This is a genomic window from Novibacillus thermophilus, from assembly GCF_002005165.1.
GTDB lineage: Bacteria > Bacillota > Bacilli > Thermoactinomycetales > Novibacillaceae > Novibacillus > Novibacillus thermophilus.
In genome coordinates this window covers 1,702,331-1,719,483 of the sequence record NZ_CP019699.1, presented here as the reverse complement: position 1 = coordinate 1,719,483, position 17,153 = coordinate 1,702,331, and the positions used below count along the sequence as shown (strand labels likewise).

The window sequence follows — 17,153 nt, the reverse complement described above, 5'->3', positions numbered from 1 at the left end:
AATTTTCATTCGTTGGATATACGTTTTTAAACGTGTCAAACACCCCGCCGACCATGGCCAGCGGGGTGTCACGATCGACACATTTATGCTCCTGCCTGCTGTTGACCCTTCTGAGCAGGTGCGCGGCGATTCAATGTGATCTGATACGCAACGAACAGGACAAAAATTCCTAAGCCAATCAAGTCAGTATAACCTTCCGGATAAATTAACAACAATCCGGTTACGACCGCAATCGTCCGAAAAGGCCAATTCAGCTCCCGATACCAGTAACCGATCATAGCCGCTCCGATGGCGATCATCCCTAACATGGCCGTCAACAAAGCCCTACCGATTTCTAAAGGAGTTGTATCAATCATCAACAGCTGGGGATGTAAGACGAACATGTATGGAATGATAAAGGCGGCAATGGCCAGTTTGGAGGCATTGACACCGGTACGGATCGGTTCGCCGCCAGAGATTCCCGTCGCTGCAAAGGCAGCCAGTGCAACTGGCGGAGTGATGTCGGCCACAATTCCAAAGTAGAACACAAACATGTGGGCCGCCAGGATTGGAATCGCCACTTCCAGTTCTGTATTTAACGCGACAATGGCGGGTAAGGCGATCGTTGACGTAATGATGTAGTTTGCGGTTGTGGGCGATCCCATTCCTAATATAATGGATGTGATCATCGTAAAGACAAGTGTCAACATCAATTGCACATCTGCCGAGGAAGCAATGGCTCCTGCCAAGCTTACGAGACTATTGCCCAATTTTAACCCCAGGCCTGTTTTGGTAACAACACCGACGATGATGCCGGCACATGCGGTAGCTGCGGCTACACCTAACGCGGTACGGGCACCGCTTGTTAAAGCTTGAATGAATTTTTTGGGCGTTATCCTCGTATCTTTCCTGAACACACTTACGACAATCGTGATGGCGATGCCGTACAATGCTGTCCTTTCAATACTGAAACCTTGGAACAAGAAGAAGACGATGGCCACAATTGGCAACAGAAGGTGTATTTTTTTAAGAACGACGGCTTTGTCCGGAATCTGGTCTTTTGACAGCCCAAGTAATCCTAAACGCTTCGCCTCAAAATGGGTCATAATCCAGATGCCGGAGAAATACAAAATAGCGGGAATGGTGGCCGCTTTCGCAATTTCCCAATATCCGACACCGGCGAATTCAATCATGAGAAACGCGGCAGCTCCCATGATCGGCGGCATAATTTGACCACCTGTAGAAGATGCCGCTTCTACAGCACCGGCAAAGTTCGGCCGGTATCCTAATTTCTTCATCATTGGGATCGTGTAAGATCCGGTTGTGACCGTATTGGCAACGGAACTTCCGGAAATTGTTCCGTTCAGAGCACTGGAAAAAATGGCCACCTTCGCCGGGCCGCCAATACGTCGTCCGGCAAGGGATACCGCTAAATCGTTGAAATAATTTCCAACACCCGTTTGGACCAAAAAGGCGCCGAACAGCAAAAACAAGAAAATATACGTCGAAGAAACCTGTAATGGCGTGCCGAGGATGCCTTCTGTCGTAAAGAACATGGCGTGAACAAATTGCTCTAAACTTAAGCCCCGGTGGGCCAACATGCCCGGCATGTTCGGACCAAAAAGGGCGTAGATGCCAAACAGACTCGCAATGACGACGATCGGGAGCCCGACAGCCCGCCGCGCCGCCTCTAACACCAGTAAGACGGCCAATAACCCGATGATCATCTGCGTCTGGCTGACACCGCCGACTTGTTGAACGAGGCTCTCATAAAAGACCGGCCAGTAGCCACAAACCACGATAGACAATAAAATCAATATGTAGTCATACCACGGTACACTTTCCTTCTTCGTTTTGCGCCGGGCAGGAAACAAAAAGAAAATGAGCGACAACGCAAATCCTAAGTGAACGGTTCGTTGAATGTACGCCGTAAATTGACCAAATGCTCCCGTGTATATTTGAAACAGGGAAAAGGCGATGAGAGTTACGAAGACGACCCCTGCTGCAATTCCTGTTAACTGGCGAGTTCTCGCTTCGGCATCGTACTTTTTAAGCAGTTCTTCCTGTTCCTTTTCAGACAATTGAACTCGATCTGGTGTTTCACTCACGTATTTCCACCCCTTTCACACATTCCCATGCTGTCAGCCTTTCCACCTTGACAGTAAACCAAGCTCCAGAATCAAAGTATTCATTAAACCAGACCATCTTATCCCCTTGATCACCCCATATGAGGCGGTGTTCGGAAACAGTTTTTCCGTTCCGAATATTTAACGAAGGGAATACGTTTGACATATTTTGAATGTGGTATTTTCCGTCATCGTAGACAAACTCCTCGCCTTCTCCAGCGTTAGAAGGCATGCCAATACCAAATTCTTCAAACACGAATTCGTACTGTTCAATCTTGAGATCCTCCGTCACCCGGTACTTTTCGATGACATCGGTTAAATGGATAGAGTGTTTGAACACAATCTGGAAGGTCTCCCCAGGCTCAACAGGCAGAAAGGCCTGGATACGATTCGTGTTCTCTTTATAAAACACCAGTGCGGTGCGCAAAGGGAGAAACCATACAATACCACATAGCGCAACCAACATAATGGGGACAGCGAGCCGTAACAGTTTTCGAGAAAATACACGCAAAGGGATCACCTAATGAGACTCCGAAACGGACAATTTACGTCCCAGTCAACATAAAAAAATAGAAACGACCGACCGCAAGTGCCTACACTTAGGATTGACAGCCGGTCTCTTATTTACTAGATTCATCCGCTATTACTCGAGCACTCCCGCTTCAGTGAAATACTTTTCTGCTCCGGGATGCAGGTCAATACCGATCCCGTCTAAGGCCGTTTCTACCTGAATGAATTCCGCTTTGGCATGCGACATGTTCTCTGTATTTTCGTAAATGGCTTTCGTTATGTCGTACACGAGATCCTCAGACAAGCTGTCCGTTACAGCTAACATCGCTAAAACGGCAACAGTTTCCACGTCTTCTTCCAGACCGTATGTTCCAGCAGACACGACATCGGTTGCGTAGTACGGATACTTTTCGATCAATGCTTCTGCCTTATCAGCCGCAACAGGAACGATTGAAATGTCCGTCGTCGCCGTTAGACCTTCTACTGCACCTGTAGGCGTACCGGCCGTAATAAAGGCAGCGTCAATGTTTCCATCCTGAATTCCGCCGGTCGATTCACCAAAGTCAAGGTTTTGAGCGTCAATGTCGTCCATCGTCATCCCGTGAACTTCCAAAATCTGTTCCGCATTGATATACGTTCCCGAACCGGGGGCTCCGACAGATACCGTTTTTCCCGCCAAATCTTCCACACTGTTAATACCTGAATCGGCAGTCGTGACAATCTGAATCGTTTCCGGGTAAAGTGACCCGATGGCCAAAACATCTTCAATCGGTTCGTCAAATGCGTTGACTCCTTCTGCGGCATTGGCCATTACATCTGTTTGTGTAAAGGCCAGCTCCGCTTCACCGTTGTGCACAGCCATTATGTTATCCGCTGATGCGTTGGAAGACACGGCATCTGTCTGAATCCCAGTTTCTTGCGTGATAATGGAAGCCATTTCACCGCCGAGCGGATAATACGTGCCACTCGTTCCACCCGTCAACATGCTTAAAAAGTCCGGCGTATCCCCTTCTACGACGTCTTCACTACCCGCGTCCGTCTCTTCTGCCCCTTCATTGCTGTCAGCACCACTGTCATCTTGGGAACTTCCACAACCAACGAGAGCCAAAGCGAAAATGATAAACAGAAGTCCGGTAATTTTTACATACTTCAAATAAAACTCCCCCTTTTTCTCCATATCTGTTTAATGCCGTACTCTTTTTCCAGTTTCGCATCGTCGTGTGTGACCCCTCTTTGTTCTTGACCCCTTATAACATGCTTGTATAATCCCCCTCCCGCACACTTCTTTCCACTATCATTTTTAGTACAATATCGATTAAAGTATAACACTTAACTCTTATGTAAATAAATATATAATTGTTATATAATTATAACTTCACCTTATAAATCTCGCAACTTTTCCATTTACGCGCGCAGGGGGCAGGATCGCCTGCCCCCATGTGGAACTCAACGCCATTCTCATTCTTTGTCGTTTGAACAACAGGTCCGTAAAACGCAGTACCGACTGTTTTTCAGCAGCTTACTCACGGATGAGGTCAGATACCGCGGAGTTGATCAGCTCTCCAACCATCTGAATTTTCTCAGGACTAATTCGGTCTATCGTGTCTTGAGCTGTATGGTACCACGGTTCTAAGCTGGCCGTTCCAGGTTCTCTCCAGATAAAGTTCGCCGCGTCTATGCCCACTTCGTGAAACGCCACGTGATCGGAAGCCCCCCTCTGGTAGAGGAAAAGGGTGTCGTTGCCGAGTCTATCGGCGGCTGCTCGTGCGGATTGCCACACGAGGTTCGGTTCTCCGTCAACGACATTGACGTAGAGTTGAGTCGCCGGCTCCCAATTCGTTCCAACCATATCCATGTTAAAGTTGCCGACGCTTCTATCCATTTCTTCTTGAGACAGTTGACTGACATAGTATCTCGAACCGACCAACCCGATCTCTTCTGCGCCAAAAGCAACAAATCTCACTTCTTTATTGACAGGAAGGTGTTTCATAATTTTCGCTAACTCGAGGAGAGTAGCAGTTCCCGACCCGTTGTCGTTTGCTCCAGGAGAGTCCGGAACGCTGTCATAGTGGGCAGTGACATACACAATTTCTGGGTTTTCAATGTTCTCGGGCTTTTTGACGGCAATGACGTTTTGGGAGGTTTGGTCGTCACGAATCTCGAACTCCTGGGTAGACACTTCATATCCGTGACGTTCAAACTCATTTTTTATATACTCGGCAGCCTGTTTTTCTTCATCAGTCCCAGCTACTCGCGGCCCTATTTCTACACTTAAATGACGAATGTGATCCACTGCCCGTTGGGCGTCAAAATCGACGGCCCACTCTTCAAGCAAGTGATCAGCATAATTCACGAGGATGTGAGATGCCCTGTCGGAAAGGTGTCCAATTTCCTCCTGATGGCTGAGCAGCTGTTTCAAGCTCTCCAGATGCTTGACGACTTTTTCCGCTTGCTCTTTACCTTCATAAACGCTGACAGCGGTCAAATGCGTCTTTAACAGGCGAGCGGCTTCGGGACTCGAGATTTCGCCCTCATCTTCGAAATACTCGACGAGTGCTTTCATACTCTCAGCTGTACGTGAACAGTCAGACAGCGGCAAGCCCTCGACTTCGTTGTATGCGGCCCGTTCGTCCACCAAAAAGGGCACGACGGTCATCATCGGCTGGTTCATGCCGACGGATATAACATCCTCGCCTATTCTCTCAGTCTCTATCGAGAATAATTCCATATGCCGACTGATCGCTTCGGCTTGGGACGAGGTGAGGAGATACCCACACGGTTTTGGGGCCAGCACGTTTGTCGGCTCCCAGTTGTCTGCACCATCTAAGTAGAAGGGCACTGACGGATCTGCGCCTTCCGCGGCCTTACGCTGAGGGGATTCTGTCACCACTTCCCCCACGTCGTCAAACCGCTCCACGTAAAAGCGTAAAATTGATTGGGCCGCTTCCATTTGCGCGTCAACTCGGTCCGTCAGAGCTTGTTGACCCGCCGTCTCGGTCAAAATGCCTAACCCGTGCCGAAGACCGGCCATATTGCGCAAAATCCGCTCATCGCCGCCGCCGGCTCCACCGGGGGTGCCGTACAAACCAGTCGAAAAGCCGGCTGCTTCAATGTCCGGACGCATGTAATCCTGTACCAGTTCAATATTTAACGCACGCAACTCTTCGTCCACGTTCAAGTTCCGCGGCCACAACACTTCGATGTCCGGATTTCCAGTAGCTCTGGGACGTTCATGGGCATCTACCGTGATGTCCGGGTGGAACTGATTCAGCACTCCCGCGATTGCCTGCATTTCAGGTGTTTCCAAATTAAGGTGGTCACGGTTATTGTCAACGCCCCACGCATTTCCGCGTGTATTCGCTTCCCGGCCATCCGGGTTCGGCGTCGGTACGAACAGAACCGTCGCTTCATTCAAAAAGTCCAGCAACTCCGGTTCCTCGGTGAAGGCCAAATCCCGCATCAGTTTCAACGTCATCTCCCGCCCAGCCGGTTCATTGCCGTGCGGTGTACCCATAATCAAGATATTCCTTCCAGCGGCAATCTCTTCATCCGACGGCGGTTCCGGATAACCTACTCGAACCAAATGAATGGGCCGACCTTCAACAGAACTCCCGATCTGGGAGTACGTGACCCGCTCTGACTTTGTCGCCAATTCTTCTAGAAATGCTAACTCCTCTTCATGCGTCGTCGGACTCTCGCCATTGCGGTCCTCAAACCCAGTCGTCGGCGGCTCCTCAGGAGTGGTCTGCGCCGCCAGTCCAGTCAGCGGACTCAACGTCAGCAACAACGACAACACCACAAGTAAAGGGACTGTCCGTTTCCAAACACGCTTCTTATGCATCATGACCCTCCTCGATTCTCTTTCTCTCAAAGTATGAAACCGCTGTCTAAAAAACTGTCACAAATAATCAGCTAAAAGGTTGGGACTGTATCAACCCTTTCCTCTGTCACCTCCCGTTTCTCACAAATTTGTTCTTCCACTCGTATATTATTCTAGCAAAAGGTTTTCTAAATAACTAATAATTTAAAATTATATTGATATAATTTCAGTTAATATATAAAATATAAAGGGATCATCAAGCCGATTACGAACCCCTCGTGACAGGACACGCCTGCCGCAAGGGGTTCGTTTACGTCTCACTCTCTTCTACTGCCACGCCGCAATCAACGTTTCAGCGCCATCTTTAAGGGTTTCATACGCTTCGTTCGAGATTAAATCCTCTTCTTTCTGATATTCCAACAAGTTTATCAAGCTCTCCATATGTTTGACTGCCTTCTCTGTAGACCCGATTCCTTCATAGTGCCCCACCGACGACAAGTGAGTCTTCAAATGCTTGGCCGTTTCATCACGTGCAATAGCTCCCTGATCCCAAAACTCCTCAACCTGCTGTATCATCTGCTCGATAGAGGGCTCAACGGGTTCCTCGGATTCCATCGGGGTGTAGATAGTTGTCACATTCCCCCTTAACATCAGCAAACGCATCATCGCCTCACCGGGAGACACGCTGTCACTCACTTCATGCATGAGGTCCCAATCAGCAGGTTCCTCTTCACCGTCTCTCCAGAGGCGGACAGCGAGTTCGTCACCTTGAACGCGCAATCTCAACCAATGCCAGTCGGTCGTCATATCGACGTCAATCCGACCTAAACGGTACGTATTTTTGTTTTCCATTTTGAACATCGTCAACTGGTCTGTTTTCAGGTTTAATTCAATGCCGTAACCGTTTCGGGGCGAAGAATTGCCGTCGAAAAATTCATCTGCCCGAACAAACGCCCTCATCCACTGGTCATGCCCCACCTCTTCGGTGCGAAAGCGCACCAATAAATCGCTGTCCATCGGGTTCCCCATATTGGGTACGACTTTTCCGTAAGAGGCGTTTAGAGCGTCGCGCTGTTTTCCGAGTTCAATCTTACCGGTATTTCGTTCAATGCTGTATGTGACGCCATTGGGATCGTCCGAGTCCGGATAGGCGTCAAGTTGATCAAAAGCCTCCGCGTCCCATTCAGCACCGTCTTCGCCACTAAAGTCATATTTGAAGACAGGATCGTTTTCAGATGGTGTTTCCACCGCGAGATCGTCGATATAAAATGTGCTTTCGTCATCTCGGTCAAGGTTCGCAAAACTGAACATGGCCTTTTTCTTCACTTCCGGAATATCGTATTCTATGTCCCAATCCTCAGGTTCCCCTTCGTTTTCGTTCCACAGTCTGACAGAAACCTTGCCGTCGGCGGCCCGTAGTTTCAACCAATGCCAATCCGTCGTCATATTGGCCGACACGCCGTCCAGTTTGGTTGTAGAACCGTCTTCCCTTCTTTGCAAGGCTAACTCGTCTGTCCCGAGATGCAGCGCAATTCCGTAACCGTTCTGAGCAAACGAACTACCAGAGCCGAACTGATCGGATTGAATCCACACTCTCAACCACTGCGTACTTCCTAATGCATCCACTCGAAAGCGCATGAGCACTTCACTGTTGTCTAGATCGTCCATGATAGGCGTCAGTTTCCCATAGGAGCTGGCTGTTCCCTGCCTCCGTGCATCGACCTCCATTTTCCCGGTATTGTTTTCGATACTGTACCTCACGGCATCCGGATTCCTCGGGTATACAAAAAGGTCATCGCCGAACGCGGCAGGGTCCCACGTGTCACCGTCGTCACCTGTAAAGTCATAGTGGAAAGCCGTTGTTCCTTTATCCAGGTCATGAACCGTGAACTCGTCAACGTAGAGCGCATTCCCCTTGTTGTAGTCCAAGTTGACGAAGCTGAAAAGTGCTTGTCCCGGCTCAATTTCGTAGTCGAAGTTTGTCTCCCGGTCGAAGTCTTTCATCCAATCCTCAAGCGTATCCCCCAGTTCCGGAAAACGGATATCGGAAACACTTTCTACCCGCTCCTGGACGATTTCATTAATTTCTGCCTCGATTGACACCCGCAGTTCAGGATCGACCATCCGCTTCAACATTTCGGATCTCCCGCCTTCCTTGACCCAAGCAGGTACAAAATCGACCAAATCGGTTTCAACATCTTCTCCTTGAGCTTGTCCGGCAGGCATGTGTAAAACTGTCCCCGGCAACAGCAAGAAAGCAATTGCCACGATCACGATTCTTTTCAACCCTTTAGACATATGGACTCCCCCAAAAAATTTCGCTCAAAATAGCTTTGGTCCATTCTGCTGGATGCGACCCCATCTACTCCGTTGAATCGAACTCAACCATGTAATCCATGATACTTCTGCCGATCTCACCTATAGTGGGGGTCGCGATACTAGGTTGTACGTCCTTTGTAAAGACGGCAGCGTAGACATGTTCATCCCCCAGCGTAAAAATGCCGACATCGTGCAGCACTCTCGGGCTGGCTGTAGAACCTCCTTTACGGCCGACGAGAATGTCTTTATGGCGCTCCGGATCTTGATACTCGGACAACCTGGCTTGATTGGCATCCCGCATAATGCTTAAAAATTCCTCTCTTCCCTCCGGGGAAAGAAAGCCTCCTTCATTCGCCCCTTTCAAGATGGTCACCATGTCTTTCACGTTTGAATAATTGTGCGGACCGCGGTCTTGCGGCATGGAGGTGTAGATTGACGTTTGCAACACTGTGTCGACACATCCCATTTCAATACAGGCCCAGTTGACTTCATCAAACCCCACCCGTTCCATGATCATATTCGTAGCTGTATTGTCCGAGACTGTGATCATCAGCTCCGCCAATTCACGGACGGTAAAGGTCTGGGGCAGTTCCATATCTTTGATGACACCGCTTCCACCGACGGCGTCCGACTCCTCTACGACCACTTCATCATCCCAAAACAGATCCCCTTGCTCCGCTTGCTTGATGGCTTCAACTAGAATGGGAACTTTGATCGTGCTAGCGGCAGACATCACGTCTGTTTCATTCATGGCAATTGTTCCTTCACTTGTCTCGATGAAAACCGCGATTTCCCCAGTATCGAGGGAATTCGCAATCTGTTCGACATTTTCCTTTAGTGCCGCAAAATGGTCCGATTGTCCACTTGCCATAGGCACGCACAGGCCTAACACCATCAAACAGACAAAAATGAGCCAGCCGTATCGTTTAATCGGTTTACGCATACAGAGCCTCCTTTTTTAAACTTAGTCACCAAAACAAAGGAGACAAACTCGCCTCCATCTATTGTCTACCTCCATCTTACGTTTTAACTATAATCTTTTGAAATATTATATTTTTATAAATATATAACCGCAGCTTATAATCCCCAGCTGATCAACACGTCGAGCCGGTAAACATTCCTCGACAAAAATGGGACGGTGTTCTCCCGCCCCATTTCACCTCCGACCTTTGAGAGAAACAACTCTCTCGTATTTCCATCCCCTAGATAAATCGCCCTGTGGCAAGTGTTCCTTGCCACAGGGTTCCGTTTATGCGCAATGAATTTACTGCCACTTCTCGATTAACTGATCTGCGTGGCTCTTAAGTGTGTCCGCAGCATACTCCGAGATCTCTTCTTTTCCGAGCTGGTGATCAAGGAGCCGTTTAAAACTCGTCATATGCTGAACTGCTTTATCCAACGCTCCCGTGTCTTCGTAATGACCTACGGCCGTCAAATGCGTCTGTAGCAGCCGAGCCGTTTCGGAGCGCTTGATTTCGCCCTCATCTACGAAGCGCTCGACAAGTGCCTTCATGTGCGCCACACTCGTCTCTTCAGAAGGGGGCTCTTCTATGTCCTCCATGTCGATGGCCATCGCACTGCCTCCGCCTCTCCTTGTCGGCTCTGCCGCAGCCCGCACGCTCCCGTCCGACAAAAATTCCAAACCGGTGGCCGCACTAATGCCTTGAACAGCGGTATCCGGTTTAAATGTATGTCCCATTGCTTCCAGTTCGTCTAGCAACGTCCCGTATTCATCCAAGAAAATTTCTTCATACTCTGCTTTTGCGTCACTTAAGTTTCGCTGTGACAGACGCGGTTCAGCAATCGCTTCCGGCAGCGTCATGCCGAGATCCAGCTTGTTCATGATAATTTGGACAATCGTCGTAATGATCCGGTTACTCGAAGGAGCCCCGACCGTCATGACAGGGTCGCCGTCTTTCGTCACGATGGTTGGTGACATGGCGCTCAACATCCGCAGCCCCGGTCTAGGATAGTTTGGATGATCCGGATCTTGGGAAGGGATGCGTCCGGAAAAGCCGTTGTTTAACAGAAAACCGTAACCGGGAACGACCATCCCGTTTCCGCCTATGCTGTTGATCGTACTCGTATAACTGACGATATTGCCGTCACGGTCACTCACGGACAGGTGGATGGTTTCGGTCGGCTCTTCACTGTCCTCCCCTTCAGAAGCACCTGCTCCTTCAAGCTCCTTCTCATGTTGCGCCCCACTGCTCAAATCGTTGACGGTTACTTCGTCGAGGTAGATCGTGTTGCCACTGTCGTAGTCAAAGTTAATAAAGCTTAACAACACCTTCCCCCATGCGTGATGGGCCTGTTCTTCCTCTGAAAGCTGATGCACGATGTCCCAGTCATCGGGCTCATTTTCTTCGCCATGCCAAAGTCGTACGGACAGCTGATCACCTTGTGCCCGCAACCGCAACCAGTGCCAGTCAGTCGTCAAATCAGTGTCGATGCTGCCGTACGTGGTCGAACTGCCGTTTTCCCTGCCGCGCAAGATTAATCTCTTCGTCTCTGCGTTCAATTCGACGCCGTAACCGTTTTCCGCCATCGAACTGCCGGAACTAAAGGCATCTGCCTGAATCCACAACCTCAACCGCTGGTCATTCCCCAACTCATCGAATCGAAAGCGCACCAGCAGCTCGCTCTCTTGCAACGGGCGCATGTCCGGTGTTGCACGTCCGTAAGCGCTGCCGTTCCCCTGTTGCCTGTTGTCGAGTACGACTTGACCCGTATTTTGCTGGATACGGAATGTGGCGCCAGCCGGGGTACTCGGCCAAGAATGAAGATTGGCAAACACTGTTTTATCCCACGGATCGCCGTCGTTGCCGCTAAAGTCATAGTGAAACGCCACGCTATCCTCCGGAGGCGGGTCCGGTTGTCTGTCAGGATCTTCTTCATAGGGCCACGGATTACCCGGTGCGACTTGTCCAATTGAAGCGTAATCATCCCTGATTTTCTGTCGGCGCTCTGCTGCATACCCTTTGGAAAGCAATCCGGTTACCGGGACTAACGTATGGGCAGGATCCCCCAAGTACGCACTCCTATCAGCAAAAGCGTACCTCGACGCCTCAAGGAAGTAGTGGAGCGCTTTCGTTTTGGGCATATCGGCAAGGTCGTACGCCTCTAAAATATTCAATATTTGGCTCACCGTCACTCCGCTCGATGACGGAGGAACACTGTAAACGTCGTACCCCCGATAACGGATGTGTGTCGGATCGCGGCGTATGACTTCGTAGTTGCGCAAGTCGTCCATCGTCATGTTCCCCGCCAAAACTTCGTGCTCCGGATTCTCAACCACAGGTGGATTGTGGATCGTGTCGATGATCGCTTCCGCAATCTCCCCTTCGTAGAAAATGTCGCTACCGTGTTCCGCAATTAACCGGTACGTTTGTGCCAGGTCCGGGTTTTTCATGATCGTGCCCGGTTCCGGTACGTCGCCATTTTCGTCGAGGTAGAGCTCTTTTGTGCTTTCAAACAACCTGAACCGGTCGGCATTTTCAGCCGTTTCGCGGATGAAGTTGGGATCAGCGGGAAACCCTTTTTCCGCGATCTCGATAGCCGGCTGTAACACTTCCTTTAACGACATCGTGCCATGCTCTTCTAAAGCTTGTTCCCACGCCTTGACCGCCCCGGGAATACCCGTTGCCATGCCACTGGAACTTCGGATATTACTGGGATACAGCGTTCCCGTTTCCGGGTTGATATACGACTCGGGACCGAAGTTTTCCGACGTCTCGGTCACGTGGTCCAGAATGACGGAACGATCCTCATCTGCTAAATAAATGTGCATAAACCCGCCTCCGCCAATCCCGCCGGAGTAGGGACGCGTCACCCCTTGTGCTGCTGCCGCAGCCACAGCAGCATCGACAGCATTACCGCCCTTTTTTAAAATGGAAATTGCTGCCTGAGACGCTTCTACGTGCTCCGTCGCAACGGCTCCCCCGTTACCGACTGCTGCCGGCTCCTGGCGGGGATCTCCCGGGTCCCCGGCAAATGCAGTGAAAGGAGTTGCCAGCAGCAACACCGTGACAAGAAACGTGCAGATGATGCGTTTTAAGTGTTTCGGTGGCATCCACATTCTCCTCCCTCTGTATAACTTTAAAATTCTCCCTTATAATTTCAAAGCCCGTATATTTTCAAAAACGTGTGTAAGCTTGTAATCCCTCCTCTACGAAATGAGTAGAACACTTTAATTAAAGCCTACCATTTGATTGAATGTTTTAAAATTACATATTTATTATATCCTTATAACATTTACTTATTAATTGCTCCGATAAAACCGTCAGATTTATAGAGATTACTTATAAGGATATAAAAAACTTATATTTCTGTTTATGGCGCCTAAATGGTAGTTTTAATAAGTACTCTATTAACTTCTACTGGAAGGTGGATCAACGCGATGCACGAACCTCAGCCTGTGAATGTACTGTCCTACGGCCTGGGGCCGATCGGTTTAGAAATTGCGAAGAAGTGTCTTCAATCTCCTGACGTGAACGTCATCGGCGCTGTCGACATCGACCCCCAAAAGGCTGGCAGAGATCTTGGACTTCTGACCAGTACGGAAAAAACGGGGATCTCCGTCGTTTCCTCCCTGGAGGAATTCGTAAAAAAACAGGATGGGCCCACAGGCGGCATTGCCATTCATGCCACAGGATCTGATCTGAAACGCGTCTGGCCACAAATAAAAGGGTTGCTGGATTGCGGCTTTTCGGTCGTGTCGACGTGCGAAGAACTTTCTTACCCTTGGGATCGATACCCTTCTCTCGCAAAAGAAATCCACACGTATGCCAAAGACAAACACTTGACGGTCCTCGGGACCGGAGTAAATCCGGGATTTGTCATGGACACGCTGGCACTTTGCCTGTCTGCGGTGATCGGTGACATCACGGCGATTCAAATCTCCAGGCGGGTCGACGTCTCCAAACGGCGTCTTCCCCTGCAAAAAAAGGTGGGGGTCGGGTTGGAAATCGACACCTTTAACCAGTTAGCTGCAGAACAGAAGATAGGCCATGTCGGTTTAGAAGAGTCCGTTCGCCTCATTGCGTACGGATTAAACCTACAGCTCCGCAACGTTAAAAACAGCCTTGAGCCGACCCTGTCTGAGCAAGACGACCATAAAGTGGCTGGACTGCACCAAACATCTACGGGTCAAACGGCAGAAGGTATAACGATCGCTTTAGACTTAGTGATGGCGACGGGGATAGACCAAGTGGACGAAATAGTGATACACGGCGACGAAACTCGAAAACTGGTCGTCCCCGGAGGGATATACGGGGATACCGCTACCGCTGCCATCGCCATCAACTGCAGCAAGCTGTTACACGCTACACCGGTCAGAGGATTGAAAACAATGGCCGACATCGGCTTGCCGCGGAACGTACAGCTGGTGAAAGAGCCCTATCACGGCGAGAACTAATCGCAGAAGGTAAAAAAATCCCCCTCATGACAGGCTTTCTCGCTGTCTGAGGGGGGTGTTTTTGCCTCAATCGATCGCCTGACGCCACTTGGCAATCAATTGATCGGCGTGGTGCGAGAGTATCGTTGCGGCATTACCTGAAATCATCTCACGTTCTTCCAGATAAGAGAGCAATTGTTTAAAGCCCTCCATGTGTTTGACTGCTTTGTCCGTTTTTTCGGTCTTTTCGTACCGCTCTACAGCGGCCAAGTGCGTGTGCAACTGGCGCACGGTCGTGTCGTCTGCAATTTCTCCTTCATCGGCAAAGTCCCCAATCAGTTTCCTCATGAGCTCAACGCTTGAAGGTTCTTCATCTGCCTGGCCTAAAAATCCCCGTATGTCGTCCATTCCTTCGATTTGAACCGTCACCGTTGGCCGTTCGTCATCGACTAAAGGCTCGTGTTCGTCGATAATCACTAAAAACGTCCGCTCTTCGTTCCCGTTCAACGTCCCCCGACCGGTAAAGCTGACCCATCCGTCGGCCACTTGCATTTTTCCAAAACTTTCTGCTTCAAAATTCAGTTCATACTTTTCATCACGGATGCGGAAATGTCCTTCTGCCTTCCGAGCGTCTGGATCCTGGCCGACAGAATAGTCCACTTGCAAGGCTGATTCAGTCCCGGTCGCATCCATCGGCAGCAAGTCCCCCGTCCCTTCGACGTGAATCGGTTCTGACGGATTCATCGGGCGACTCGGCATGTTAGGAGCCCGCTTTAATGCTTGACCGGCTTGTATTCCGGTTAATTCTCCTTCAGACAGAGCTAATTCTCCATTGACGAACACATACTCAATGCCTTCAGCGTACTGTTTGGGATCGTCGAATGTCGCTCTGTCCACCACTGTTTCGGGGTCAAATACCGTGATGTCCGCGGCCATACCTTCCGCAATAAATCCGCGGTCCGTCATGCCGATGATCGTAGCAGGTAACCCTGTCATTTTTCGAATGGCGTCTTCCCATTCCAAATACCCTTTATCCCTGACGTACAAACCGAGCGCACGCGGTTGTGTTCCGTACCTTCTCGGGTGGACACTATCTGATGTGGTAGCACCGCCGTCTGACGCGATGGCCGTCATCGGGAATTGCATAATGCGTTTAAGGTCGTCTTCGTGACCGAAATTATAGATCGTTCTCAGATTGCCTTCAGTCTCCAACAGGCGCATCGTCGCTTCTCCAGGAGTCAGTTCTTCCTCCCCTTCGTCATCTCCTGGAACCGGAATGTCTTGTACCATGTCCCACTCTGCAGGTTCATCTACACCGTCCTTCCAGAGGCGAACGGCGAGCTCACCGTCTTGCACACGGACTCTCAACCAATGCCAGTCCGTCGTCATGTTGGCGTCAACGCTTCCGAAATGGGTGGAGCGGCCATCCTCTCTTCCGTACAAAATGAATTGGTCAGTTCCAAGGTGCAGCTCAACACCGTACCCATTTACGGGAAAAGAACTTCCCGAACTAAATTCATCCGCCTGCAACCAGAACCGGAGACGCTGATTATTCCCTACCTCCTCAACGCGAAAACGCATCAAGGCCTCACTGTTTTCCAAACTTTCCATGTTGGCCTCGACCTTGCCGTAAGCACTGGCATTCCCTTGCTGCCTTTCAGCGATCTCGACTCGCCCGGCATTTTGTTCAATCCTGTAGTTGACGGCATTCGACGGGTAGGAGAACAGTTCGTCGCCGAACGCTTCCGGATCCCAGGCGTCTCCGTCGTTGCCGCTAAAGTCGTACGCGAAGGCCGTCTCTCCTTCTGCATTCGTGACTGCAATCTCGTCTATATAGAACGTTGCGCCGTTGTCGTAATCAAAGTTGAGAAATCCTAAAAGCAGCTTCCCCGTTCCATCGTAGCCGAAGCCCTTTTCCACGTAATCGGCAAGGGTTCTTCTTTTGGTCGGAAAATACACATCGGCTGCGCTTTGGACACGGCTGTGCATAATTTGTTCAATTTCTTGTGCGATCTGGGGCCTAAGTTCCGGATCGGCGAAGCGTTCTAACATCGCCTCCCATCCGCCTTCCTCAACCCAAGGAGGCACGATGGCCGTCAACCCCGTTTGACTGCGCAAATAGGGATACACGTCTGCTGTCGCGTAAGTCCCCCGGGCATTTGCCTCTTCGAGCAGTCCAATCGTTTCCACTGATTTTCCCCAGTTGTCTGGGCCCATCACCTTCATGTGGGTAATGTGAGGATGAAGTCCAGCTTTTTCCCCGATGTCTATCGTTTCAGCTGTCGCTTCCACCACTTCGTTGTTCTCGTTGCGAATGTGGTGCGGGAAGTTCGTCCGCCACTCCCTCGCGGCACTTACGACCTCAATCACCTCATCCGTGTCCGCGTAGTAGGCTGGCCGGTAAAACAGCCCCGCAGACACGCCAAAGGCGCCGTCCTCCATCGCTTGGCTGATGAGGGACTGCATCTCGCGAATCTCTTCCTGTGTCGCCCGGCGGTCTTCATGGCCGACGACTTCCTCCCAGACAGAGTTGAACCCGATGTACGCCCCGATGTTGATCCCGAGACCTTCTTCTTCTAGAGCATAGCGTTCGTTAAGATCTGTCGGCCCGCCTCCGTCGACATTCAACAATTCTGTCGTCACGCCCTGCGTAAGGGAACTTTTGGCTTCCTGCAAGGCTGACGTCGATGCATGGCTGTGAAGGTCAATAAACCCCGGTGTCACGAAGAGCCCTTCAGCATCTATCTCTGTTCCTGCCGTATCGTCATCCAAGTCGCCGATGCGCGCAATGGTGCCGTTCCGTATCCCGATATCCGCCTCGTATCGCGGAAGTCCGGATCCGTCGAGAATCGTTCCGTTGCGAATAATTGTGTCGAAGCTCACTTCCTCGGCCCGGACCTGTCCATTCGGCACTTGCAAGATCGTTCCACACAACAAGGCAAAAACGAGGGCCGCAATGAAACTTCGCCGCTTGAGCCTGGACATAGCGTCCTCCTCCCGATCC

The 17,153-nt window shown here is 50.4% G+C and carries 9 protein-coding genes; 1 reads left to right on the top strand and 8 read right to left on the bottom strand.

Going from position 1 to position 17,153, the window contains the following annotated elements:
• Nucleotides 1-83: 83 nt before the first annotated feature.
• The 7 genes from B0W44_RS08560 to B0W44_RS08530 all read right to left on the bottom strand — a co-directional run bounded on the left by B0W44_RS08560 (nucleotide 84) and on the right by B0W44_RS08530 (nucleotide 12,826).
• Nucleotides 84-2,087, bottom strand: coding sequence for a TRAP transporter permease (locus tag B0W44_RS08560; RefSeq protein ID WP_077719696.1), 2,004 nt, complete (start codon nucleotides 2,085-2,087; stop codon nucleotides 84-86).
• Entirely contained in the window at nucleotides 2,080-2,625 is a 546-nt protein-coding gene (locus B0W44_RS08555; protein WP_228441611.1) for a DUF1850 domain-containing protein, read from the bottom strand. Before B0W44_RS08555 ends, B0W44_RS08560 begins: the two co-directional genes overlap by 8 nt.
• 123 nt (nucleotides 2,626-2,748) lie before the next feature.
• Nucleotides 2,749-3,792: a TAXI family TRAP transporter solute-binding subunit gene (locus B0W44_RS08550; RefSeq protein WP_077719695.1), complete on the bottom strand. Its 1,044-nt coding sequence runs from the start codon at nucleotides 3,790-3,792 to the stop codon at nucleotides 2,749-2,751.
• A gap of 342 nt (nucleotides 3,793-4,134) precedes the next feature.
• A complete protein-coding gene (locus B0W44_RS18970) occupies nucleotides 4,135-6,456 on the bottom strand; it encodes a M28 family peptidase (RefSeq protein ID WP_269466624.1) in 2,322 nt (773 codons plus the stop codon).
• Nucleotides 6,457-6,762: 306 nt separating this feature from the next.
• Nucleotides 6,763-8,733, bottom strand: a complete 1,971-nt coding sequence (locus B0W44_RS08540) for an FIMAH domain-containing protein (RefSeq protein ID WP_077719694.1) — start codon at nucleotides 8,731-8,733, stop codon at nucleotides 6,763-6,765.
• A gap of 64 nt (nucleotides 8,734-8,797) precedes the next feature.
• The gene (locus tag B0W44_RS08535; RefSeq protein ID WP_077719693.1) at nucleotides 8,798-9,697 is read right to left on the bottom strand and encodes a serine hydrolase; all 900 of its coding nucleotides are present in this window, start codon (nucleotides 9,695-9,697) and stop codon (nucleotides 8,798-8,800) included.
• Nucleotides 9,698-10,018: 321 nt separating this feature from the next.
• Nucleotides 10,019-12,826, bottom strand: coding sequence for a gamma-glutamyltransferase (locus tag B0W44_RS08530; RefSeq protein ID WP_169835494.1), 2,808 nt, complete (start codon nucleotides 12,824-12,826; stop codon nucleotides 10,019-10,021).
• 327 nt (nucleotides 12,827-13,153) lie between these two features.
• Here B0W44_RS08530 and B0W44_RS08525 point away from each other — a divergent pair, with 327 nt between their 5' ends.
• Nucleotides 13,154-14,170, top strand: a complete 1,017-nt coding sequence (locus tag B0W44_RS08525) for an NAD(P)H-dependent amine dehydrogenase family protein (RefSeq protein ID WP_077719691.1) — start codon at nucleotides 13,154-13,156, stop codon at nucleotides 14,168-14,170.
• Between the two features lie 66 nt (nucleotides 14,171-14,236).
• Here B0W44_RS08525 and B0W44_RS08520 read toward each other — a convergent pair whose 3' ends face one another.
• Nucleotides 14,237-17,134, bottom strand: a complete 2,898-nt coding sequence (locus B0W44_RS08520; RefSeq protein ID WP_077719690.1) for an N-acyl-D-amino-acid deacylase family protein — start codon at nucleotides 17,132-17,134, stop codon at nucleotides 14,237-14,239.
• Nucleotides 17,135-17,153 lie beyond the last annotated feature (19 nt).

Coding starts and splice junctions, on each gene's coding strand:
- B0W44_RS08520 (WP_077719690.1), bottom strand. CDS start 17,134: ATGTCCAGGCTCAAGCGGCGAAGTTTCATTGCGGCCCTCGTTTTTGCC.
- B0W44_RS08550 (WP_077719695.1), bottom strand. CDS start 3,792: ATGGAGAAAAAGGGGGAGTTTTATTTGAAGTATGTAAAAATTACCGGA.
- B0W44_RS18970 (WP_269466624.1), bottom strand. CDS start 6,456: ATGCATAAGAAGCGTGTTTGGAAACGGACAGTCCCTTTACTTGTGGTG.
- B0W44_RS08530 (WP_169835494.1), bottom strand. CDS start 12,826: ATGCCACCGAAACACTTAAAACGCATCATCTGCACGTTTCTTGTCACG.
- B0W44_RS08540 (WP_077719694.1), bottom strand. CDS start 8,733: ATGTCTAAAGGGTTGAAAAGAATCGTGATCGTGGCAATTGCTTTCTTG.
- B0W44_RS08535 (WP_077719693.1), bottom strand. CDS start 9,697: ATGCGTAAACCGATTAAACGATACGGCTGGCTCATTTTTGTCTGTTTG.
- B0W44_RS08525 (WP_077719691.1), top strand. CDS start 13,154: ATGCACGAACCTCAGCCTGTGAATGTACTGTCCTACGGCCTGGGGCCG.